This window comes from Corallococcus sp. AB049A (assembly GCF_003668885.1).
Classification (GTDB): domain Bacteria; phylum Myxococcota; class Myxococcia; order Myxococcales; family Myxococcaceae; genus Corallococcus; species Corallococcus interemptor.
Genome location: NZ_RAWL01000167.1, coordinates 1 through 17436 on the forward strand (window position 1 = coordinate 1; position 17436 = coordinate 17436).

General features: G+C 70.2%; 21 protein-coding genes. 15 read left to right on the forward strand and 6 right to left on the reverse strand.

The features are described 5' to 3' along the window. From D7X55_RS19130 to D7X55_RS19155, 6 genes are all read left to right on the forward strand, one after another. The coding region (locus D7X55_RS19130; protein ID WP_199747006.1) for a D-alanyl-D-alanine carboxypeptidase at positions 1-515 on the forward strand (515 nt) is incomplete at its 5' end. 37 nt (positions 516-552) lie between these two features. Next, positions 553-2733, forward strand: a complete 2181-nt coding sequence (locus D7X55_RS19135; protein ID WP_121723821.1) for a prolyl oligopeptidase family protein — start codon at positions 553-555, stop codon at positions 2731-2733. Between the two features lie 87 nt (positions 2734-2820). Then, positions 2821-3255, forward strand: coding sequence for a hypothetical protein (locus D7X55_RS19140; protein ID WP_120550374.1), 435 nt, complete (start codon positions 2821-2823; stop codon positions 3253-3255). Between the two features lie 129 nt (positions 3256-3384). Further along, the gene (locus tag D7X55_RS19145) at positions 3385-4020 is read left to right on the forward strand and encodes a TetR/AcrR family transcriptional regulator (protein ID WP_233609930.1); all 636 of its coding nucleotides are present in this window, start codon (positions 3385-3387) and stop codon (positions 4018-4020) included. A 98-nt stretch (positions 4021-4118) separates the two neighbouring features. After that, positions 4119-5102 (forward strand): aldo/keto reductase, encoded by a 984-nt coding sequence (locus D7X55_RS19150; RefSeq protein WP_120550372.1) that lies wholly within the window; start codon positions 4119-4121, stop codon positions 5100-5102. 35 nt (positions 5103-5137) lie between these two features. Beyond that, positions 5138-6223, forward strand: a complete 1086-nt coding sequence (locus D7X55_RS19155) for an alanine racemase (protein ID WP_120550371.1) — start codon at positions 5138-5140, stop codon at positions 6221-6223. Positions 6224-6233: 10 nt separating this feature from the next. On the opposite strand, the gene D7X55_RS44710 is transcribed toward D7X55_RS19155, so the two are convergent. Then, on the reverse strand, positions 6234-6782 hold the full coding sequence (locus D7X55_RS44710) for a nucleoside 2-deoxyribosyltransferase (protein ID WP_233609931.1): 549 nt from the start codon (positions 6780-6782) through the stop codon (positions 6234-6236). Positions 6783-6818: 36 nt separating this feature from the next. Further along, positions 6819-7229, reverse strand: a complete 411-nt coding sequence (locus D7X55_RS44715; RefSeq protein ID WP_233609932.1) for a hypothetical protein — start codon at positions 7227-7229, stop codon at positions 6819-6821. 214 nt (positions 7230-7443) lie between these two features. On the opposite strand from D7X55_RS44715, the gene D7X55_RS19165 reads away from it, so the two are divergent. Beyond that, positions 7444-8337 (forward strand): cyclic nucleotide-binding domain-containing protein, encoded by an 894-nt coding sequence (locus D7X55_RS19165; protein ID WP_120550369.1) that lies wholly within the window; start codon positions 7444-7446, stop codon positions 8335-8337. Between the two features lie 239 nt (positions 8338-8576). Here the strand turns inward: D7X55_RS19165 and D7X55_RS19170 are convergent, their stop codons facing one another. Further along, positions 8577-9176 (reverse strand): YdeI family protein, encoded by a 600-nt coding sequence (locus D7X55_RS19170; RefSeq protein WP_121723823.1) that lies wholly within the window; start codon positions 9174-9176, stop codon positions 8577-8579. Between the two features lie 103 nt (positions 9177-9279). On the opposite strand from D7X55_RS19170, the gene D7X55_RS19175 reads away from it, so the two are divergent. Continuing rightward, complete coding sequence (locus D7X55_RS19175) at positions 9280-10023, forward strand: hypothetical protein (protein WP_121723824.1); 744 nt, start codon at positions 9280-9282, stop codon at positions 10021-10023. A gap of 6 nt (positions 10024-10029) precedes the next feature. Here D7X55_RS19175 and D7X55_RS19180 read toward each other — a convergent pair whose 3' ends face one another. Then, complete coding sequence (locus D7X55_RS19180) at positions 10030-11037, reverse strand: DUF4105 domain-containing protein (RefSeq protein ID WP_121723825.1); 1008 nt, start codon at positions 11035-11037, stop codon at positions 10030-10032. 190 nt (positions 11038-11227) lie between these two features. Here D7X55_RS19180 and D7X55_RS19185 point away from each other — a divergent pair, with 190 nt between their 5' ends. Then, positions 11228-11455, forward strand: a complete 228-nt coding sequence (locus D7X55_RS19185) for an MbtH family protein (RefSeq protein ID WP_014397734.1) — start codon at positions 11228-11230, stop codon at positions 11453-11455. Positions 11456-11516: 61 nt separating this feature from the next. Here the strand turns inward: D7X55_RS19185 and fruA are convergent, their stop codons facing one another. Further along, positions 11517-12203, reverse strand: a complete 687-nt coding sequence (fruA, locus tag D7X55_RS19190) for a response regulator transcription factor FruA (protein WP_043321786.1) — start codon at positions 12201-12203, stop codon at positions 11517-11519. 486 nt (positions 12204-12689) lie between these two features. Here fruA and D7X55_RS19195 point away from each other — a divergent pair, with 486 nt between their 5' ends. Together D7X55_RS19195 and D7X55_RS19200 are read left to right on the forward strand one after the other, a co-directional pair. Further along, positions 12690-13469: an RDD family protein gene (locus D7X55_RS19195; RefSeq protein ID WP_199747007.1), complete on the forward strand. Its 780-nt coding sequence runs from the start codon at positions 12690-12692 to the stop codon at positions 13467-13469. Between the two features lies 1 nt (position 13470). Continuing rightward, positions 13471-14481 (forward strand): stage II sporulation protein M, encoded by a 1011-nt coding sequence (locus D7X55_RS19200; RefSeq protein ID WP_120550364.1) that lies wholly within the window; start codon positions 13471-13473, stop codon positions 14479-14481. Here D7X55_RS19200 and D7X55_RS19205 read toward each other — a convergent pair. Next, the gene (locus D7X55_RS19205) at positions 14397-14912 is read right to left on the reverse strand and encodes a J domain-containing protein (RefSeq protein WP_120550363.1); all 516 of its coding nucleotides are present in this window, start codon (positions 14910-14912) and stop codon (positions 14397-14399) included. The genes D7X55_RS19200 and D7X55_RS19205 overlap by 85 nt on opposite strands. Before the next feature lie 145 nt (positions 14913-15057). Between D7X55_RS19205 and D7X55_RS19210 the strand changes: the two genes are divergently transcribed. The 4 genes from D7X55_RS19210 to D7X55_RS19225 all read left to right on the forward strand — a co-directional run. Beyond that, entirely contained in the window at positions 15058-15597 is a 540-nt protein-coding gene (locus tag D7X55_RS19210; protein ID WP_120550362.1) for a HEAT repeat domain-containing protein, read from the forward strand. A gap of 96 nt (positions 15598-15693) precedes the next feature. After that, positions 15694-16221 carry a DivIVA domain-containing protein gene (locus D7X55_RS19215; RefSeq protein WP_014397740.1) on the forward strand — a complete coding sequence of 176 codons (528 nt, stop codon included), beginning with the start codon at positions 15694-15696 and terminating at the stop codon, positions 16219-16221. 11 nt (positions 16222-16232) lie between these two features. Beyond that, positions 16233-16532 (forward strand): DUF167 domain-containing protein, encoded by a 300-nt coding sequence (locus D7X55_RS19220; RefSeq protein WP_120550361.1) that lies wholly within the window; start codon positions 16233-16235, stop codon positions 16530-16532. Positions 16533-16540: 8 nt separating this feature from the next. Beyond that, positions 16541-17436, forward strand: an 896-nt coding sequence (locus D7X55_RS19225; RefSeq protein WP_121723827.1) for a peptidase MA family metallohydrolase, incomplete at its 3' end; no start/stop codon positions are given.

A 17436-nucleotide genomic window follows, 5' to 3' on the forward strand; every position in this document is an offset into this window, starting at 1 on the left:
CGAACAAGGAGAGCCTCAACCTGTACGCGGAGCGGCTGGGCATGCGCTTCGCCCGCGAGCGCACCGGCCAGGAGGGCTACGCCGCGCTGCGCACGGCCCTGGTCGCGGAGCTGTCACGCCGGGGCGTGCCCACCAAGGACCTGCGTCCGGTGGATGGCAGCGGCCTGTCCCGCTACAACCTGGCCACGCCCCGGGGCATGGCGCGCGTGCTGCTCACCAGCCTGCAGGAGCCCTATGGCGCCGCGCTGGTGGACAGCCTGCCGGTGCTGGGCGTGGACGGGACGCTGGCGGGCCGCAAGACGAAGCCGTCCACCGCGGGCCGCATCCGCGCGAAGACGGGCACGCTCACGGGCCAGAAGTGCTTCGTGGGCGTGGCGGAGCGGCCCAACGACACGGAGCACCCGCGCGTCGTCTTCGCGCTGATGCTCGGCAACATGGACGAGGGCACCAGGCCCAACGCCAACGAGACCTTCGACACCTTCTCCACCGCCCTGGTGGAGCTGCCCCTGCGATGAGCGTCCCGCAGGAAACCACCCGCATGCGAGGTGAACCATGAAGTCCAGAATCGCAGTGACGACCGCGGCGCTGCTGTTGCCGCTCGTGTCCGCGGCCGCGGGCAAGGCGCCCGCGAAGCCCGTCGCCGCGGAGAAGCAGCCCGTGGAGACGACCTACCACGGCACCACCGTGGCGGACCCGTACCAGTGGATGGAGTCCGCGACGGATCCGAAGGTGCAGCAGTGGACCGACTCGCAGAACACCTTCACGCGCGCGTACCTGGACAAGCTGCCCGGCCGCGAGCCCCTGCGCCAGCGCATCACGGAGATCCTCTCCTGGAAGTCGCCCGGCTACGGCGGCCTGGACGAGCAGGGCGGCACGCTGCTGGGGCTGAAGTTCCAGCCGCCCAAGCAGCAGCCCACGCTCATCGTCGTAGGCTCGCTGGACGACACGTCGAAGGAGCGCGTGCTGGTGGACCCCACGGTGGTGGACACCTCCGGCAAGACGACCATCGACTGGTTCCAGCTGTCACACGACGGCAAGAAGGTCGCCGTCTCCATGTCCAAGAGCGGCACGGAGAGCGGTGACGTCACGGTGTGGGACGTGGCGTCCGCGAAGGCGATGCCCAACGAGCTCGTGCCCCGCGTCAACAGCGGCACGGCGGGCGGCAGCCTCGCGTGGAACGCGCAGGGCACGGGCTTCTTCTACACGCGCCATCCGCGTGGCGAGGAGCGCCCGCCCGAGGACCGCAACGTCTACCAGCAGGTGTACTTCCACGCGCTGGGCACGCCCACGGAGAAGGACACCTACGCGCTGGGCAAGGACTTCCCGCGCATCGCGATGACGGAGCTGGAGTCCAGCGAGGACGGCCAGTACACGTTCGCGCGCGTGGCCAACGGCGACGGCGGCGAGTACGACCTGTTCCTGCACGGCCCCAAGGGCACCTGGACGCAGGTGGCGAAGTACGCGGACAAGGTGGTGGCGGCGCGCTTCGGCAGCGACGGCGCGGCGTACCTGCTCAGCCGCAAGGACGCGTCGCGCGGCAAGGTGCTGCGCCTGCCGCTGGCCACGCCCACGCTGGACAAGGCCACCGTCATCATCCCGGAGGGCAAGGCGACGCTGCAGGCCGTGGTGCCGACGAAGAGCCGCCTGTACCTGCTGGAGCAGCTGGGGGGCCCCTCGCAGCTGCGCATGGTGGACCTGACGGGCAAGGAGCTGGGGCTGGTGCCCACGCTGCCGGTGTCGTCGGTGGGCGGCCTGGTGCGCCAGGGCGCGGATGATTTGCTCATCGTCAACGGCAGCTTCACGCAGCCGGCCGCGTGGTTCCGCTACTCGGCGGCGGACAACAAGCTCGCGAAGACGGCGCTGGCGCGCACGGCGCCGGTCGACATGAGCGACGTGGAGGTGGTGCGCACCGAGGCCACGTCCAAGGACGGCACCAAGGTGCCGCTCACCATCCTGAAGAAGAAGGGCACGAAGCTCAACGGCACCAACCCCACGCTGCTGACGGGCTACGGCGGCTTCAACGTCTCCATCACCCCGGGCTACAACCCGGTGGCCGGCATGTGGCTGGAGCAGGGCGGCGTGTACGCGGTGGCGAACCTGCGCGGCGGCTCGGAGTTCGGCGAGGAGTGGCACAAGGGCGGCTCGCTGACGAACAAGCAGAACGTGTTCGACGACTTCTACGCGTGCGCGAAGCTGCTGGTGGACCAGAAGTACACGCAGCCGAAGAAGCTGGCCATCCAGGGCGGCAGCAACGGCGGCCTGCTGATGGGCGCGGCCGTGACGCAGCACCCGGAGCAGTACGGCGCCGTGGTGGCGCGCGTGGGCATCTACGACATGCTGCGCACGGAGCTGACGCCGAACGGTCAGTTCAACGTGACGGAGTACGGCTCCGTGAAGGACCCGGCGCAGTTCAAGGCGCTGTATGGCTATTCGCCGGTGCACCGCGTGAAGGACGGGACGAAGTACCCGTCCGTGCTCTTCACCTCCGGCGCCAATGACCCGCGCGTGGATCCGTACCACTCGCGCAAGATGGTGGCCCGGATGCAGGCGGCCACCGCGTCCCCCAAGCCCATCCTGCTGCGCGCCAACGCGGAGACGGGCCACGGCATGGGCACGCCGCTGTCCGCGCGCATCGAGGAGGAGGTGGACGTCTACTCCTTCGTCTTCAACGAGCTGGGCATGACGTACAAGCCCAACGCGACGAAGAAGGTCTCCGCGCCCGCGCCGCAGTAGCCCTGCTTCTCCCACGCCCGTCTCCGGTGCCCCATGGCCTGGAGACGGGCGTTTCTTCTTCCGGGTTTCGTGGCAGCCTGCCGGCCCATGAGCCCGCTCATCCCCTACTTCGTCCTTTCGCCCATTGTCGCGGGCGGCCTGGTCTGGTGGTCGCTCACCCGTCTGGGAAAGAAACGGAACGCGCGCGCGAAGGGTTCGCTGGACGCGGTGGTGACGCGGCTGAAGGGACAGAAGGCCACCGGCACCGTGGACCTCTTCGTCCAGGACGTGTCCTGGTCCGGCGAGACGGAGCTGTCCCCGCAGAACTGCCGCGTGCGCGTGGTGATGGGAGGCCGGGACGCCGCCGGCATCCCGCCGCGCTTCGAGGTGGAGGTCGCCCCGGGAGCCCCCCGCCCGTCCGCGGACGTGCTCGCGGCGCTGCGCGTGCTGGATGAGCAGGCCATGGAGGCCCTGAAGTCCGGCGGCTGGAACTGGCAGCGGCCCACGGTGAGCTTCGAGCCGGCGTCCGGCGTCACGCCTTGAGCATCTGTTCGCTCCGCTCCTAGAGCCGCTGGGCGGACTTCGGGTCGGTGGCGTGCGAGGCAGGTGGTCGGTCGCGAACTGTGCCTCGCAGCCGCGCGAGTCCACCGGGAGATTAGGATGGGGGGCATATTGAGAGACCCAAAGAAGGCCCCGCCGTCTCGCGGCGGTGTGGAGCGGCAGGTGCGCGCGGACGCGCGGCGCAATCTGGATGCGCTGCTGGAGGCAGCGAAGGAGGCCTTCGCGACCTCTGGAGTGGACGCACCCGCGCGGGAGATCGCGGACAAGGCGGGCGTGGGCGTCGGCACGCTCTACCGCCACTTTCCGCAGCGCGCGGATCTGATCGTCGCGGTCGTCCGCAATGAGGTGGATGCCTGCGCGGAGGCCGCATCCGCCATCGCGGCCGAGTTCGATCCCGGGGAGGCGCTCGCGCGCTGGGTGCAGCGCTATGTCGGCTTGCTTGGCACGAAGCGGGGGCTCGCCGCGGCGCTGCACTCGGGCGACCCCGCCTACAAGTCACTGCCGGATTACTTCCTCGAGCGGGTCCAGCCCGCGTTGCAGGCCCTGCTGGACGCCGCGGCCCTCTCGGGAGAGATCCGCGCGGACGTGGATGCGACGGAGCTCCTGTTCGCGATCGCCAGGCTCTGCGCCCCCGACCCACACGATGGAGGCCCTGAACCGGCGCGGCGCATGGCGGCACTGCTCGTGGATGGGCTGCGCTATGGCGCGCAGTCGAAGACACCCTCGCCTTCCAAGAAGCGCCGTTAGTCCTCCACGGTTCTTGCCTTCGCCTTGACAAGCGGAACCGCGTTCCGCATACATGATTTTAAACCGGAACCACGTTCCGGATTCTCCCGGAGGAAGCCATGACCGCTGCGAACCGCACGACGCAACTCGGCAGGACGGGCCCGCAGGTGTTTCCCATCGCGCTTGGTTGCATGAGCATGTCCGGAGCGTATGGACCGTCCGACGAGAGCGAGGGCATCGCGACCCTCCGTGAGGCGATCGATCGCGGCGTGACGCTGCTTGATACGGCCGACTTCTACGCCAACGGGCACAACGAGCTGCTCATCCGCCGGGCGATTGAAGGTCAGCGAGACAAGGTGCGGCTCTCGGTGAAGTTCGGAGCCATGCGTGGGCCGGACGGAGTCCCCGTGGGCTTCGACGCGCGCCCGGCGGCGGTGAAGAACTTCATCACGTACAGCTTGCAGCGGCTCGGCGTTGACCACATCGACGTCTATCGCCCTGCCCGGCTGGACCCGAACGTCCCAATCGAAGACACGGTGGGGGCCATCGCCGACCTGGTGAAGGGCGGCTACGTGCGGAACATCGGTCTCTCCGAAGTGGGCGCCGAGACGATCCGCCGCGCGGCGAAGGTGCACCCGTTGAGCGACCTCCAGATTGAGTACTCGCTCATCTCGCGCGATCCGGAGAAGAGTCTCTTCCCCACGCTGACGGAGTTGGGGATGAGCGCGACCCTGTACGGAGTGCTCTCCCGAGGGCTGTTGACGGGCGCGAAGGTCGAAGGCGCCCGCCTGCACTACCCTCGCTTCAGTGGCGAGGCGGGTCAGCGCAACGCAGAGGCCGTCGCGCGCTTCCACGCGTTCGCCGCCGAGCGTGGCATGACGCCCGCGCAGCTCTCCGTGGCGTGGGTGCTGGCGAAGCAACCCGCTTTCGTTCCCGTGGTCGGCGCACGGACGCGCAAGCAGTTGCTCGACGTGCTGGGCGCGCTCGAGAAGCCCCTGTCCCCGGACGACGTGGCCGCTGTCGAGGCGATCCTCCCGAAGGAGGCGATCGCCGGCAGCCGGTACCCTGAACAACAGATGAAGATGCTCGACAGCGAGCGCTGAGACCCAGGCCCCTGCCGGTGCGCTAGAAGGGCCGCATGTCCTCCACCTTCCTCGACACCCTCGACACGCCCGCGGCCATCGTGGACCTGGACCGCGTGGAGCGGAACCTCCAGCGCGTCGCGGCCTACGCGCGCGAGCACCACCTGCGCTGGCGCCCGCACACGAAGACGCACAAGACGGCGGAGCTGGGCGCGATTCAGGTCGCGGCGGGCGCCACCGGCGTCACGGTGGCCACGCTCCTGGAGGCCGAGGTCATGGCGGCCGTGTCGGACGACGTGCTGCTCGCGTACCCGCCGGTGGGTGCGCGCAAGCTGGCGCGGCTGATGGCCCTGCCCTCTCGCGTGCGGCTCACGGTGGCGCTGGACTCCCGCGAGGTGCTGGAGGGCCTTGCCCGCGCGGCGAGGGACGCGGGGCGCACCGTGGGCGTGCTCGTGGAGGTGGACCTGGGCATGCGCCGCGTGGGGCTGCGCACGCCGGATGAGGCCGTGGCCCTGGCGCGCGCGGCGGCCTCCACGCCGGGAGTCGCCTATCGCGGCCTGACCTACTACGCGGGCCACGTCCGCGTTCCCCAGGCGGAGCTGCCCGCGGCAATGCAGGCGCAATCCCAGGCGCTGGCGACGTTCGTGGACGCCTTGAGCGGTGCGGGCCTGCCGCCGGAGGTGGTCAGCGGCGGCTCCACCCCGACGCTCTGGCAATCCCATACCGTGAAGGGACTCACGGAGATCCGCCCCGGCCTCAACGCGCTCAACGACCGCAACGCCGCCGTCATCGGCGCCTGTGATTGGACGGAGTGCGCCTACTCCGTGCTGGCCACGGTGGTGAGCACCGCCGTGCCCGGCCAGGTGGTCATCGACGCAGGGGCCAAGGCGCTGGTGAAGGAAGAAGGCCTGGCGCCGGGCTACGGCGTCCTGCTGGACCGGCCGGAGGTCGTGGTGAAGAACCTGTCGGAGGAGCACGGCCTGCTGGACGTGTCCGGCACGACGTGGCGCCCCCTCATTGGCGAACGGGTGCGCGTGGTCCCCAACCATGTCTGTGTTTCCGTCCCCCAGCATCCCCGGCTGCACGTCATCCGAGGCGACGCGGGCGTGGCGACGTGGGAGGTCTCGGCGCGCGGCTGGTGAGCCCTCCCTCTCAGCCGATGCGCTTGAGTTCCTGGGTCAGCAGCTCCTCCAGGTGCCGGATGTTCTTGTAGACGAGGCACCGGTAGCTGGACACGTCGAAGCGCAATTCCTTCACGTCGCGCACCAGCATCAGGGTGGGCTTGCCGCGTCCCCAGGCATAGCCCACCTCCAGATAGACATTGGGGTTCGCCAGCGACAGGTCCGCGATGACGACCTTCGCGGTGTCGATGCGGTCCCGGATGCGCTGGATGATGGGGCCGTCGAAGACGGCCTGGTCCACGCGCTCGCACAGCAGCCCGGCCGCCTTCACCGGGTTCAGGATGCCGTAGTGGTAGGTGTCCTCCAGCTCCGGCGCGAAGGGCATCGCCACGAAGGCATGCGGCTTCTCGTGGGAGTTCGCCCCCGCGGAGGCCATGGGCAGCGCCTGGACGAAGCGGGACATCCGCCGGACGCGGAAGCCCGTGGCCCCCATCAGCGGCTCCACGCCCGGCGTGAGCCCCATCCCTAGCGCCAACGCCTTGCGCAGCCGCTCCACCCGCTTGGGGTTCAGCTCCACCACCGTGATGCGCTCCAGGCCGCGCGGTCCGCTGCCGCGCTAGAACGCGTCCACGAAGCCGCCCACCAGGGCCAGCACGGCCTCGTCCTCGTCCAGGCCGTAGTTGGGCCCGTGCACCGTGCACGCCAGGTGACGCACGTCCTGCCGGGACTCCAGCAGTTGGAGCGCGCGCACGGAGAACTGGCGGATCTCGTGGTAGCCGAACTGCCGCAGCCGCACCGTGCCCAGGAAGAGCACCACCGGAGCGCCCAGGCACCGGCGCGTCTCGATGAAGCGGTGGTCCCCGGGGAGCAGGTCGAAGGTGTCCATGCCCACGCCCGCCCCCTCCAGCCGGCGCGCCACCGCGCCGTCCGCACCGTGGAAGCCCTGCGCGTACTTCAGCAGGACGGCGTCCGCGGCCGTCTCCCCCACGTCCCCCAGGTCCACCACGACGTCCAGCGTGTCTCCCATGGGGCCGGGACTGTAGGGCGCCCCGGTCCGCCCACGCCATCCCCGCGGCCCGGCGCCCCGCGTCAGGAGGCCCCAAACACAGACGTAGAAAAGCCCCGTCAATCCCTGTTCAATGGCGCCCTTCGCCTGCCTGGCTGTCATTCAGGCCGCCACCGCCCTGCCTGTGAAGCGCTTCACAGTTTCCGCCTGGCCGGGCCGGTAGCATTTGCACACCATGTCCCTGTTCGCGCGCCTGCAGGCCCTGCTGTCCGCCCACCCGTCCGCCCCGGAGGCTGCTCCCGGTCAGACGCCCGCGACCGCCATCGCCCCCACGGCGGCGGCCGCACCGGGGGAGGTGGTGGACACGGCCTCCGCGCCTCCGGTCTGCACGCGCTACCTGCCCGCGGGACAGGTGGTGGTGCGGGAGGGAGACCCGGGGCACTCCATGTTCGTCGTGCTGGAGGGCCGCGTCGCGGTGCTGCGCGGCAGCGACAACGGCGTCAACACGGAGGTCGGCCGCCTGGGCGCCGGCGAGTTCTTCGGGGAGCTGGCGCTGCTCACCGGCACGCAGCGCACCGCCACCATCGTGACGGTGGAGGACGCCGTGCTGCTGGAGCTCACCCAGGCGGGCGTCCGGGAACTGGGCAAGGACTACGGCGTGAAGGGGGATCAGATGCAGGAGACCGCCCGGGAGCGCCTGCTCGCGGACGCCCTGCGCAGCAACCCGCTCATCGCCGCCCTCCCCTCGGATGTGCAGCACGACCTGGGAGATGCCTTCGTCCCCGTCACCGTCCCCGCCGGAGAGACGCTGCTCACCCGGGGCCAGCCGGGCGACGCGCTCTACGTCCTCATCCGGGGCCAGTGCGAGGTCTTCCACACGCACGGTGACGGCCGCCAGTCCGCCTATCCCAAGCTGGAGGAAGGCGCCCTCTTCGGAGAAATCTCCCTGCTGCGCAGCCGGCTGGCCACCGCCACCGTGCGCACCGTGACGCCCTGCACGCTCCTCAAGCTGGAGCGCGACGTGTTCAAGAAGGCCTTCCTGGGCCAGCCCGACCTGCGCGGCGCCCTGGTGCGCCTGGGCCTGGAGCGGCTCAAGCACACGATGGAAGTCATGGGCGAGCCGAAGTAGTCCGCCGTCCCGCGCCCTCGAGGGCTACCGCAGGGCCTTCCGGGCACCGGTGGACCACAGGGCCCAGGGCCCCGCGCCCCACGTCCTGCCAGGGCGTCGTCGGGGTTTCTCGCAGCACCGCTCACCTCCCCTGTCCGTCGGAAGGTGCGGTGGGCCATGGGAGGGTGCAAGACAGGGGGCCGGCTGCCTTCAAGGTGAGCGAGGGGGCTGGACGCCCCGTCGCCGCGCGGCGTCCTCTCTCAACCGTGGAGCGTCTCTCCGGCCTCCAGCATCGCGACGAACTTCTCCAGCCGCCGTGCCCGCGTCTCCGGCTTCTTCGCGTCGTGGAGCCGGAAGAGGATGGCGTAGCGGTTGGCGCTCTTGAGCGTGGCGAAGAACGCCTTCGCCTTCGGGCTCTTCTCCAGCGCGAGCTTCAGGTCCTCCGGAACCTCGATGGTCTTCGCCCCGGCGTAAGCGGACTCCCAGCGGCCATCCGCGCGCGCCTCCTCCACCTCGCGCAGGCCCGCGGGCTTCATGCGCCCGGCCGCGACCAGGGCCTCCACCTTGCCGCAGTTGATCTTCGACCACTTGCTGCGGGGCTTGCGCGGCGTGAAGCGCTGGAGCCAGTACTCGGAATCGAAGGAGTCCTTCTGCCCGTCAATCCAGCCGTAGCAGAGCGCCACCTCCAGCGCCTGCGCGTACGTCACGGACGGGATGCCGGACTCCAGCTTCGCGAGCTTCATCCAGACGCCCGGCGAGTCGGCGTGGTGCTTCTCCAGCCACTTCTCCCACGCCTTCTCGGACGCGAACGGCACGGTGGGGAGTTCCTGCGTCGTCTTCGCCTTCGCCTTCGCCGCCATCCGGGGCCACGCCTTTCCCTGACCCGAGCCTCGCGCCGGGTTCACGACACTCCCACTCTACCGGCGGAAGGCGGCCCGGGCGGAAGCGGTTATGAAACACGCCATGGCTGATTCCACCTCCCGTCCGCCGAACGCCGTCCCGCCCTCGCTCGCCCGCGTGGCCTTCCACGCCATGGCTGCCGGCCTCACCCCGCTCATCCCGGTGCCCTTCCTGGACGACTACGCCCTGCGCCAGGTGCGCGAGCAGTCCGTGAGGGATCAGCTCAAGGAGCGGGGCCTGAAGGCGCCGGACAAGGCCGTGGCGGTGCTCGCCGGCTCGTATGAGACGCGCAGCCTGGGCGGACAGCTGGTGTCCTATCTCAAGGCCGTGGCGCTCTTCCCCGTGCGCAAGGTGTTCCGCAAGGTCTTCTTCGTCCTCTGGGTGAAGGACTGCGTGGACCTGACGAGCGTGTGCCTGCACCACGGCTACCTGCTGCACCACGCGCTGGAGCGCGGCGACCTGGACGCGGCCTCGCTCCAGGGAGAGGCGCCCCGGAAGGTGCAGGCCGCCATCGTCGCCGCCTGCGCGGAGATGGACTCCCGCCCCATCAACCAGGCCCTGCGCCGCCTCTTCCGGAGCAGCCGCGTGCTGATGGCGGAGGCCACGCGCGCCTTCCTGGATCCAAAGCGCGGCCCCCGCGTGCCCGACCCGAAGGCCGAGAACGCGGAGGTGAGGTCCCTCACCGACCGGCTGCTCCAGGAGCTGTGGGAGGAGCGCGGCTATTTCACCGCGCTGGAGGCGCACTACGACAAGCAACTGAAGACCGGCCTCGCCGCCCCGGAGCCCCGGGCCGCGACGGGCACCTGAAAGCGCTCAGGGCACGGGCGCGGCGGCGGTCTCCAGCGGCGCGCGGATGCGAGCGGAGAAGTCCTCCCGCCCCTGCGCGGCCAGCGCGCGCGCGTTGATGTGATAGCGCTGGCGCACCTGCTCCAGCGGCGCGTCCGTGTCGATGATGCCCAGCTCATACGCGAGCGCGTCCGAGAACGCCGGCATCAGCGTGCGGTGATCGTACGGAACATCCTTCGTGGCCACCTTCTCGAAGTGGTGCACCAGGTTGGTGGTGCAGTTGCTCGTCAGCGTGTCGTAGAACTCCGGCCGCGTGTGCAGCCCGTTCATGCGCTCCACCATGTCCATGAAGAACGCGGTGATGCGCTCCTTCGACGCGTTCACCGGATACACATACACGTCGTCGTGACGGAAGTTGGAGCGCAGCTGCACCAGGTCCCGCTCGTCCCCCACGACGTAGGTGATTTCAAAGCGGCGGAACAGGCCACCCAGCGCGGAGAACGTCTCGCCCTGCTCGCGCCGCACCTCCACGGAGAACACCACGTGGCGGCCGTCCTGGAAGCCGAAGCTCACCATGGTGTGCGCGGCGCCATAGAAGCCGGAGAAGGGCTCCACGATGAACGACGCGTCCGTGAGCGCGGCCGTGTCGTAGGTGGCCGTGTACCAGGCCGGGTCCCAGTCCGTGGTGCTGCGGTAGCGGAAGTCACGCACGTCGTGCAGCGTCACCTGCGTGCCGGACACCTCCGCCCACGGCGCCCGCGTCAGGTCCGGCGCCCAGTCGCGCGTGTTGGAGGGCCGCACCGTCTGGATCCACCCGTACACGCCCAGGCAGCCCAGCAGCATCACCGCCACACCCCAGCGCCGTGAGCGCCACCGCCAGGCCGCCACGGCCAGCGCCGCCAGGGCCCCCGCCAGGAGGCCGCGGGCCACGTGCGGCCCCTCCGGCCCCGTCCCCGTCAGGGCCAGGGCCAGCGAGGCCCAGGCGCCTCCCGCGAGGAGCACGAGCCCCGACACGGCGTTCTTCCAGATGCGCATGCGGCCGAGTATCCGCGCCCCACGCCGCTCGTGTCACGAAGGCGGATTGCGGGTGCAACCCCGGCGGGCGGCCGGGCTCTGGATCCGCCCTCCCGGGATGGGCCCGGATTTGTCGCATCCGCCTACCTTGACCGCTTTTCCCCGGGTGTGCGACGAAAGGGGGTCCCCTGCTTTCAGGAGTCACACCTCGATGAGCGACGAGCGCGAAGACACGACCGTTTACAAGGTCGTCGTCAACCACGAAGAGCAGTACTCCATCTGGCCCGCGGACCGGGAGAACGCGCTGGGCTGGAAGGACGCCGGCAAGCAGGGCCTGAAGGCCGAGTGCCTGGAGTACATCAAGGAGGTCTGGACGGACATGCGCCCCCTGAGCCTCCGCAAGAAGATGGAAGAGGACGCGGCCCGCAACAAGAACTGAGGGCCGCGTGCGCTCCCCACCGCGCCCTCCCCGCTTCAACGGGGAGGGTGGGCCGGCCTGCTTACAGGTCCGGCGGAGGCCTGACGCCCAGGTGGCAGGCGCGCAGGGCGAGCTGGGTGCGATTCTCCGCGCCCAGCTTGCGGTACAGCTGCGTGACGTGTGACTTCACCGTGCGCTCGGCGATCTGAAGATGTGCGGCGATCTTCAGGTTGTCCGCGCCGCCCGCCACGTACTGGAGCACCTCGCGCTCGCGCTGCGTGAGCAGCAACAGGACGCTCGCCGTGGGTGACGTCACCGGCGGATGCTCGAAGTCGTTGCGGAGCAGTTGCACCGGGAACAGGCGCTCGCCGCGCACCAGCGACTGCACCGCCGAGGACACCGCGTTCACGCCCAGGCCCGCGCGGAAGAGATACCCGGAGGCCCCTTCGTCGAAGCACTGGGAGATGACCTCCGGCGTGCTCACCGCGGACAGAAGCAGCATGCGCACTTCCAGCCGGCGCTTGCGGGCCTCACGCAAGAGATTGAGCCCCTCCGTCACGGAGCACCCGATGGCGGCTTCGCCGTCGCTCTCCACGTCGAGGATGGCCACTTGCGGTGGATCCGTGCCGAGTCCGTCCAGGAAGCCGCGCACGTCGCGCGTCACTGAAGTGGAATGACCCTCACCCCGAAGCCCGTCGGACAAGCCCTGCCAGGCCGCCCACGGTCCTTCGAGAATCGAGATACGAACTGCCGATTGATTCGCTGCCATGCGATGGCCCCCCAGCCGTCGTGGCGAATTGCTTTCAATGCTACCTGTCGACTTCAACCTGCCCCGGAGTCGGTGGAACCGCGGCGGAACTTCCGCCCTTGCTGAGCGTGCGAGAACCGCGCTTCAACTCCATCCGGGGGTCCTGTCACTGCTGACCTGCGGACTGCATCTGCGACCGCCGAACGTGCCCCTGCGGGCCGTTCCTCCTTTTTCGTTTCAAGTAAATCCAGCCAACCGAGACCCTAACATCATCCAAGGCCAGTTGCGAACGGCCCCGGACAGGACTGTCAATTGCGCACGGAACGCATGGAAATCCAGGGTCTCGTCCGTCAGGTCGTGATCGCTGTCGTCCGGGGGACACGCCCCCGGCGTTGACATTGCAATGTTTCGATTGGTGTTTCGTACAGGGTCCGCACGGGTGGCGCCGGTGTGCGCGGGACTGGCGCATCCTGGATGGCAAGGGCGTATGCTGTGCGTCCCGCGCGCATGACTCCCTCCGCCCCCGCACCCCATGTCGACGTCGCCACGCCCGAGCGGGTGGCCCTCTCGCTGCCCGTGGCCGGCATCGGCTACCGCTGTCTTGCGTGGCTGGTGGACGCGAGCCTGCTGTTCTTCTTCTGGGTGGCGCTCTACTTCGTCGTGACGCTGCTGGTGTCCGACGTGCTGGGCGCCTTCCAGGCGCTGTCCGGGCTCACGCAGACACTGCTGGCGGTGGGCCTGTTCGCCACGCAATGGCTGTACTGGACGCTGGCGGAGGTCTTCTTCCATGGACAGACACCCGGCAAGCGCGCGCTGCGCATCCGGGTGGTGCGCGAGGATGGCTCGCCGGTGGGCTTCTTCGAAAGCGCGGTGAGAAACCTCTGCCGTGCAGTGGACTTCCTGCCGGTGCTCTACGCCACCGGCTGCATCACCATGCTGCTGGACTCGCGGCACCGCCGGCTGGGAGACCTGCTCGCCGGCACCGTGCTGGTGCGCGAGGAGGCCATCGACCTGGACAAGTACACGCAGGGCGCGGCGCCAGAGTCGCCGCCCCCGCCGGTGGCGGACCCGGGCGTGCAGCGGCCCCTGGGCGCGGAGGACGTGGAGCTGGTGCTGGCGTTCCTCGCGCGCGCGCCCGGCCTGGAGCCGGACGTGCGGCGGCGGCTGGGAGCGCGGCTGGTGGACCGCGTGGGCGCGTCCCTGACGGACGAGGAGCGCGCGCGGGTGCTCCAGTCCCAGGAGGCCACGGAGGCCTTCTTGCGCACGCGCGCGAAGGCGGCCCACTGACATGGCCGCGCCGCTGCCCACCTTCGTCACCCGGCGCAGGCCGGACTGGGACGCGCTCCAGTCGCTGCTGACACGCCAGCGCGCGGGCCGCTTGAGCCTTTCGGAGCTGCGCACGCTGGACACGCTGTACCGGCGCGCGGCCGCGGACCTGGCGCGGGCGCAGACGTTCTATCCGGGCACGGACGCGCACCGCTTCCTCAACCAGCTGTGCGCGCAGGCGTATGGCGCCATCTACCAGCCGCCGCGCGAGCGCTGGGCCTCCACGCGCGACTTCTTCCGGCGGGACTTCCCCGCGACGCTGCGCCGCGAGGCGCGCTTCGTGGGCGTGAGCGCGGGCCTGCTGGTGCTGGGACTGCTCTTGGGCGCGCTGGTGGTGACGCTGGAGCCGCGCGGCGCGGAGCTGCTGGTGCCGGAGGGCGTGCGGCGCTACGTGGCGCAGGGGCGCATGTGGACGGATGATCTGCTGTCCGTGGCGCCGCCCAACGCCGTGGCCTCCGGCATCGCGACCAACAACCTCACCGTCACGCTGTTCGCGTTCGCGTCCGGCATCCTGCTGGGCGTAGGGCCCATCTTCACGCTCGTGAACAACGGCGTGCTGATTGGCGCGGTGGGGGCGCTCTGCTACCGCGAGGGCATGACGGCGGGCTTCCTGGACTTCATCGCCGCGCACGGGCCGGTGGAGCTGTCCATCATCGTCATCGCGGGCGGCGCGGGGCTGATGGTGGGCCAGGCGCTCATCGACCCCGGCGAGCTGCCGCGCGCGCAGGCGCTCCAGTCACGCGGGCGCGAGGCGGTGAAGCTGGTGGTGGGCTGCGCGCCCTTCCTCGCCGGCATCGGCATGGTGGAGGGCTTCATCTCCCCGGGCCACCTGTTCCCCACCTGGGCCAAGGTGGGGCTGGGCCTGTCGCTGGGAGCGCTCTTCTGGCTCTACCTGTTGCGCGCGGGCAGGACGGACGCGGGCGTGGCGCGCGTGGACGTGCCGGACGCCATGGCCTCCAGCCGCTTGCGCTGACGGTGCTTGAGGATGCGCTCGTAGGCGTCGTTGACCTCTCGCATCTGCTCCGCGGAGCCGCCCCGGTCCGGGTGCCGCTCCAGGGCCAGCGCGTGGAAGCGCGCGCGGATGACGTCCGGCGAATCCAGGGGCGACACGCCCAGCGTCTGGTACGGGCACTGCTCCTGGACGGCGGTGAGCCACTGATCCAGGCGGGCCTTCACCTCCACGAAGCGCGCGTCCGCGTCCGCGGTGTCCTTCACCGGGTGCGTGCGCATCTTCGCGTCCGCGCGGAAGACCTCGCTGTAGGTGCTGGACACCCAGCGGTGACACGAACCGCACCGGTAGTACTTCACCCGGTTTCCGGGCTGGAGTGTCATCATCACGCCGCAGTGGGTGCACTCCACCGTGACGTTCTCCAGTGTCTGCCAGCTCGCGACCGCCGCACCCATGGTGACTTCGACCTCCGTTCGCAACACGCCTGTAGCACTGGCAAACTCCCACAGCGGCGGATCCCGTCAAGAAAATGTCGCGCGCGACCCGGGGGGTGCCCCGCGCCGCTGCCGGGCTTCCCGGGATTCGGGTAGAACGAGGCCCATGCGACCGCTCCTCGCCGCCGCCCTGCTCCTGACCGCCGCCGCGCACGCCCAGGCCCCGTCGACCCCGGCGGCCACGGCTCCCAAGGCCGCCCCGAAGGCCGACAAGGCCCCGGCGGACCCCCGCGCCCAGGACGACTCCCTCCTGAAGGGCCTGTTGTGGGCGGCGGAGCCCGCGCCGGAGGAGATCCGCGCGCTCGCCATCGAGGACCTGGCGCTCCTGGGGGACACGCGCGCCCTGGACCCGCTGGCCGCGTTCATCTGGGACCCCAACCCGCGCATCCAGCAGGCCGCGTTGCGCGCGGTGGCCCTCTTCCAGCACCGCCGCGCGGAGGAGATCCTGGGCAACGTCGTGCGCCACCCGCGCCTGCCGGACACGCTGAAGATCCAGGCCCTGAGCGGCCTCTTGTATCAGCGCACCGCCACGGCCCGCCGGGTGGTGCAGGACGTGGCCGCGGACAGCCGCGTGGGCTACGCGGTGCAGAACGCGGCGCGCTCGGTGGCGTCGCAGTGGGACGCCGCTCCGGCCGCCGCACCTTGAAACACGCCTGCCTGTCTGCCCTCCAGGCCTGACGCCGCCCCGGGCCCGCCGGGCCGATTCCTGGAGTGCGCGCGTGTATGGGTTAGACTGGGGCGCATGAAGATCACCCCCCTCGACATCCGGCAGAAGCGCTTCGAGACGGTGATGCGCGGCTTCGCGCGTCCCGAAGTGGGCGCGTACCTGGAGCTGATCGCCGGCGAGTTCGAGGAGGTCGTGAAGGAGAACATCGCGCTCAAGGAGGAGCTGAAGCGCACCCAGGCGCGGCTCGAGCAGCATCAGGAGCGCGAGCGCACCCTCCAGGAGACGATGGTCACCGCCCAGCGCATCAGCGAGGACCTGAAGGACGCCGCGAAGAAGGAAGCGGAGATCATCATCGCGGACGCGGAGCACCAGGCGGAGAAGATCGTCCACGGCGCGCACCAGCGGCTGGTGCAGGTGGTGGAGGACATCAACGAGCTCAAGCGCCAGCGCACCCAGTTCGAGTCGCAGGTGCGCTCCGTGGTGGAGGCCCACCGCAAGCTGCTGGAGACGTTCGCCGCGCCCACCTTCGCGGACCGCGACTACGCGCGCGTGGAGGACAACGTCGCGTTCCTGTCGCAGAAGAAGGCCACCTCCAACGACTAGCACCTGCGCGCATGTCCGCTCCCTGGCTCAAGGCCGTGCAGACCGGGGTGGAGCTGACGGTGCTCGTCCAGCCGCGCGCGTCCCGCACGAAAGTCGTGGGCGAGCATGACGGCCAGCTGAAGATCCAGCTCGCCGCGCCGCCCGTGGATGGGGAAGCGAATGCGGCCCTGGTGGAATTCATCGCCAAAACGCTGGGCGTGCCGCGCCGTCAGGTGACCCTGGTGGCGGGTGACACGTCGCGCCGTAAGCGATTGAGGGTGGAGGGGGTTGATGCGCCGGCGGTCGAGGCTGTTATCTCTGGTGGACCGTGAGGCCACGCATGCTCCGCCTGTTCGCCTTCTTGATGATGCTGCTGGCCTCGCCGGGCGTGTTCGCACAGGACGAAGGCCCGCGCGGCATCCACGCCACGGAGGCCGTCGTCACCGACACCGCGCTCGTGCCCCACGCGCGCCCCGCCATCGTCGCGGGCGAGCTGAAGACACAGCGCTTCGTCATCCTGCACACCGCGAAGGCGGCGGGCGCGGCCCGGGCGCTGGCCACGCAGATTGAAGGCGTGCGGGACAACTTCGGCGCGATGCTGGGGCGCGACTGGCCGGGCACCACCGAGATCCGCCTGGGCGTGGGCCGCCAGGAGTTCGAGGCCCTGGCGCTCCCCGGCGGAAAGCCCCCGGGCTGGGCCGTGGCGCTCGCCTATCCCGGGCATCAGATCATCCTGCTGGACGCGCTGAGCCTGAACGACGCGGAGGGCCCCACCACGCTGCGGCACGAGCTGGCGCACGTGGCACTGGGCCAGCTGGCGAAGGACTGGCCGCGCTGGTTCCAGGAGGGCGTGGCGCAGAACCTCACCGACGAGCGCTACTCCGTCGCCCACTACACCGCCCTCTTCCGCGCGGTGACGCAGGAGCGCGTCTTCCACTTCGAGGACCTGTCCGACGAGTGGCCGGACGTGCCCGCGGACGTCGAAATCGCCTACGCCCAGAGCGTGGCCTTCGTGGCCTACCTCACCGGCAAACACGGCGCGGCCGCCATGGGCCTGCTGGTGGACGGCGTGCGCGCGGGAGAGCCCTTCGAGCAGGCCTTCGGCAAGGCCTTCCGCACGTCGCTGCTGTTGGAAGAGCAGGACTGGCGCGAGGGGCTCGCGGCCCGCTACGGCTGGCTGCCATTGACGACCAGCTCCGCGATCCTCTGGCTCACCGCCTCCGTGCTGTGCGTGGC

Bases quoted from the DNA above. Each gene is read 5' to 3' on its own strand.
- D7X55_RS19205 (WP_120550363.1), bottom strand. From the start codon at position 14,912: ATGGGTGCGGCGGTCGCGAGCTGGCAGACACTGGAGAACGTCACGGTG.
- D7X55_RS19140 (WP_120550374.1), top strand. From the start codon at position 2,821: ATGAGCCCGCTCATCCCCTACTTCGTCCTTTCGCCCATTGTCGCGGGC.
- D7X55_RS19200 (WP_120550364.1), top strand. From the start codon at position 13,471: ATGGCCGCGCCGCTGCCCACCTTCGTCACCCGGCGCAGGCCGGACTGG.
- D7X55_RS19170 (WP_121723823.1), bottom strand. From the start codon at position 9,176: ATGGCGGCGAAGGCGAAGGCGAAGACGACGCAGGAACTCCCCACCGTG.
- D7X55_RS19195 (WP_199747007.1), top strand. From the start codon at position 12,690: ATGACTCCCTCCGCCCCCGCACCCCATGTCGACGTCGCCACGCCCGAG.
- fruA (WP_043321786.1), bottom strand. From the start codon at position 12,203: ATGGCAGCGAATCAATCGGCAGTTCGTATCTCGATTCTCGAAGGACCG.
- D7X55_RS19180 (WP_121723825.1), bottom strand. From the start codon at position 11,037: ATGCGCATCTGGAAGAACGCCGTGTCGGGGCTCGTGCTCCTCGCGGGA.
- D7X55_RS19210 (WP_120550362.1), top strand. From the start codon at position 15,058: ATGCGACCGCTCCTCGCCGCCGCCCTGCTCCTGACCGCCGCCGCGCAC.
- D7X55_RS19215 (WP_014397740.1), top strand. From the start codon at position 15,694: ATGAAGATCACCCCCCTCGACATCCGGCAGAAGCGCTTCGAGACGGTG.
- D7X55_RS19175 (WP_121723824.1), top strand. From the start codon at position 9,280: ATGGCTGATTCCACCTCCCGTCCGCCGAACGCCGTCCCGCCCTCGCTC.
- D7X55_RS44715 (WP_233609932.1), bottom strand. From the start codon at position 7,229: ATGGGAGACACGCTGGACGTCGTGGTGGACCTGGGGGACGTGGGGGAG.
- D7X55_RS19135 (WP_121723821.1), top strand. From the start codon at position 553: ATGAAGTCCAGAATCGCAGTGACGACCGCGGCGCTGCTGTTGCCGCTC.
- D7X55_RS19155 (WP_120550371.1), top strand. From the start codon at position 5,138: ATGTCCTCCACCTTCCTCGACACCCTCGACACGCCCGCGGCCATCGTG.
- D7X55_RS19150 (WP_120550372.1), top strand. From the start codon at position 4,119: ATGACCGCTGCGAACCGCACGACGCAACTCGGCAGGACGGGCCCGCAG.
- D7X55_RS19220 (WP_120550361.1), top strand. From the start codon at position 16,233: ATGTCCGCTCCCTGGCTCAAGGCCGTGCAGACCGGGGTGGAGCTGACG.
- D7X55_RS19165 (WP_120550369.1), top strand. From the start codon at position 7,444: ATGTCCCTGTTCGCGCGCCTGCAGGCCCTGCTGTCCGCCCACCCGTCC.
- D7X55_RS19185 (WP_014397734.1), top strand. From the start codon at position 11,228: ATGAGCGACGAGCGCGAAGACACGACCGTTTACAAGGTCGTCGTCAAC.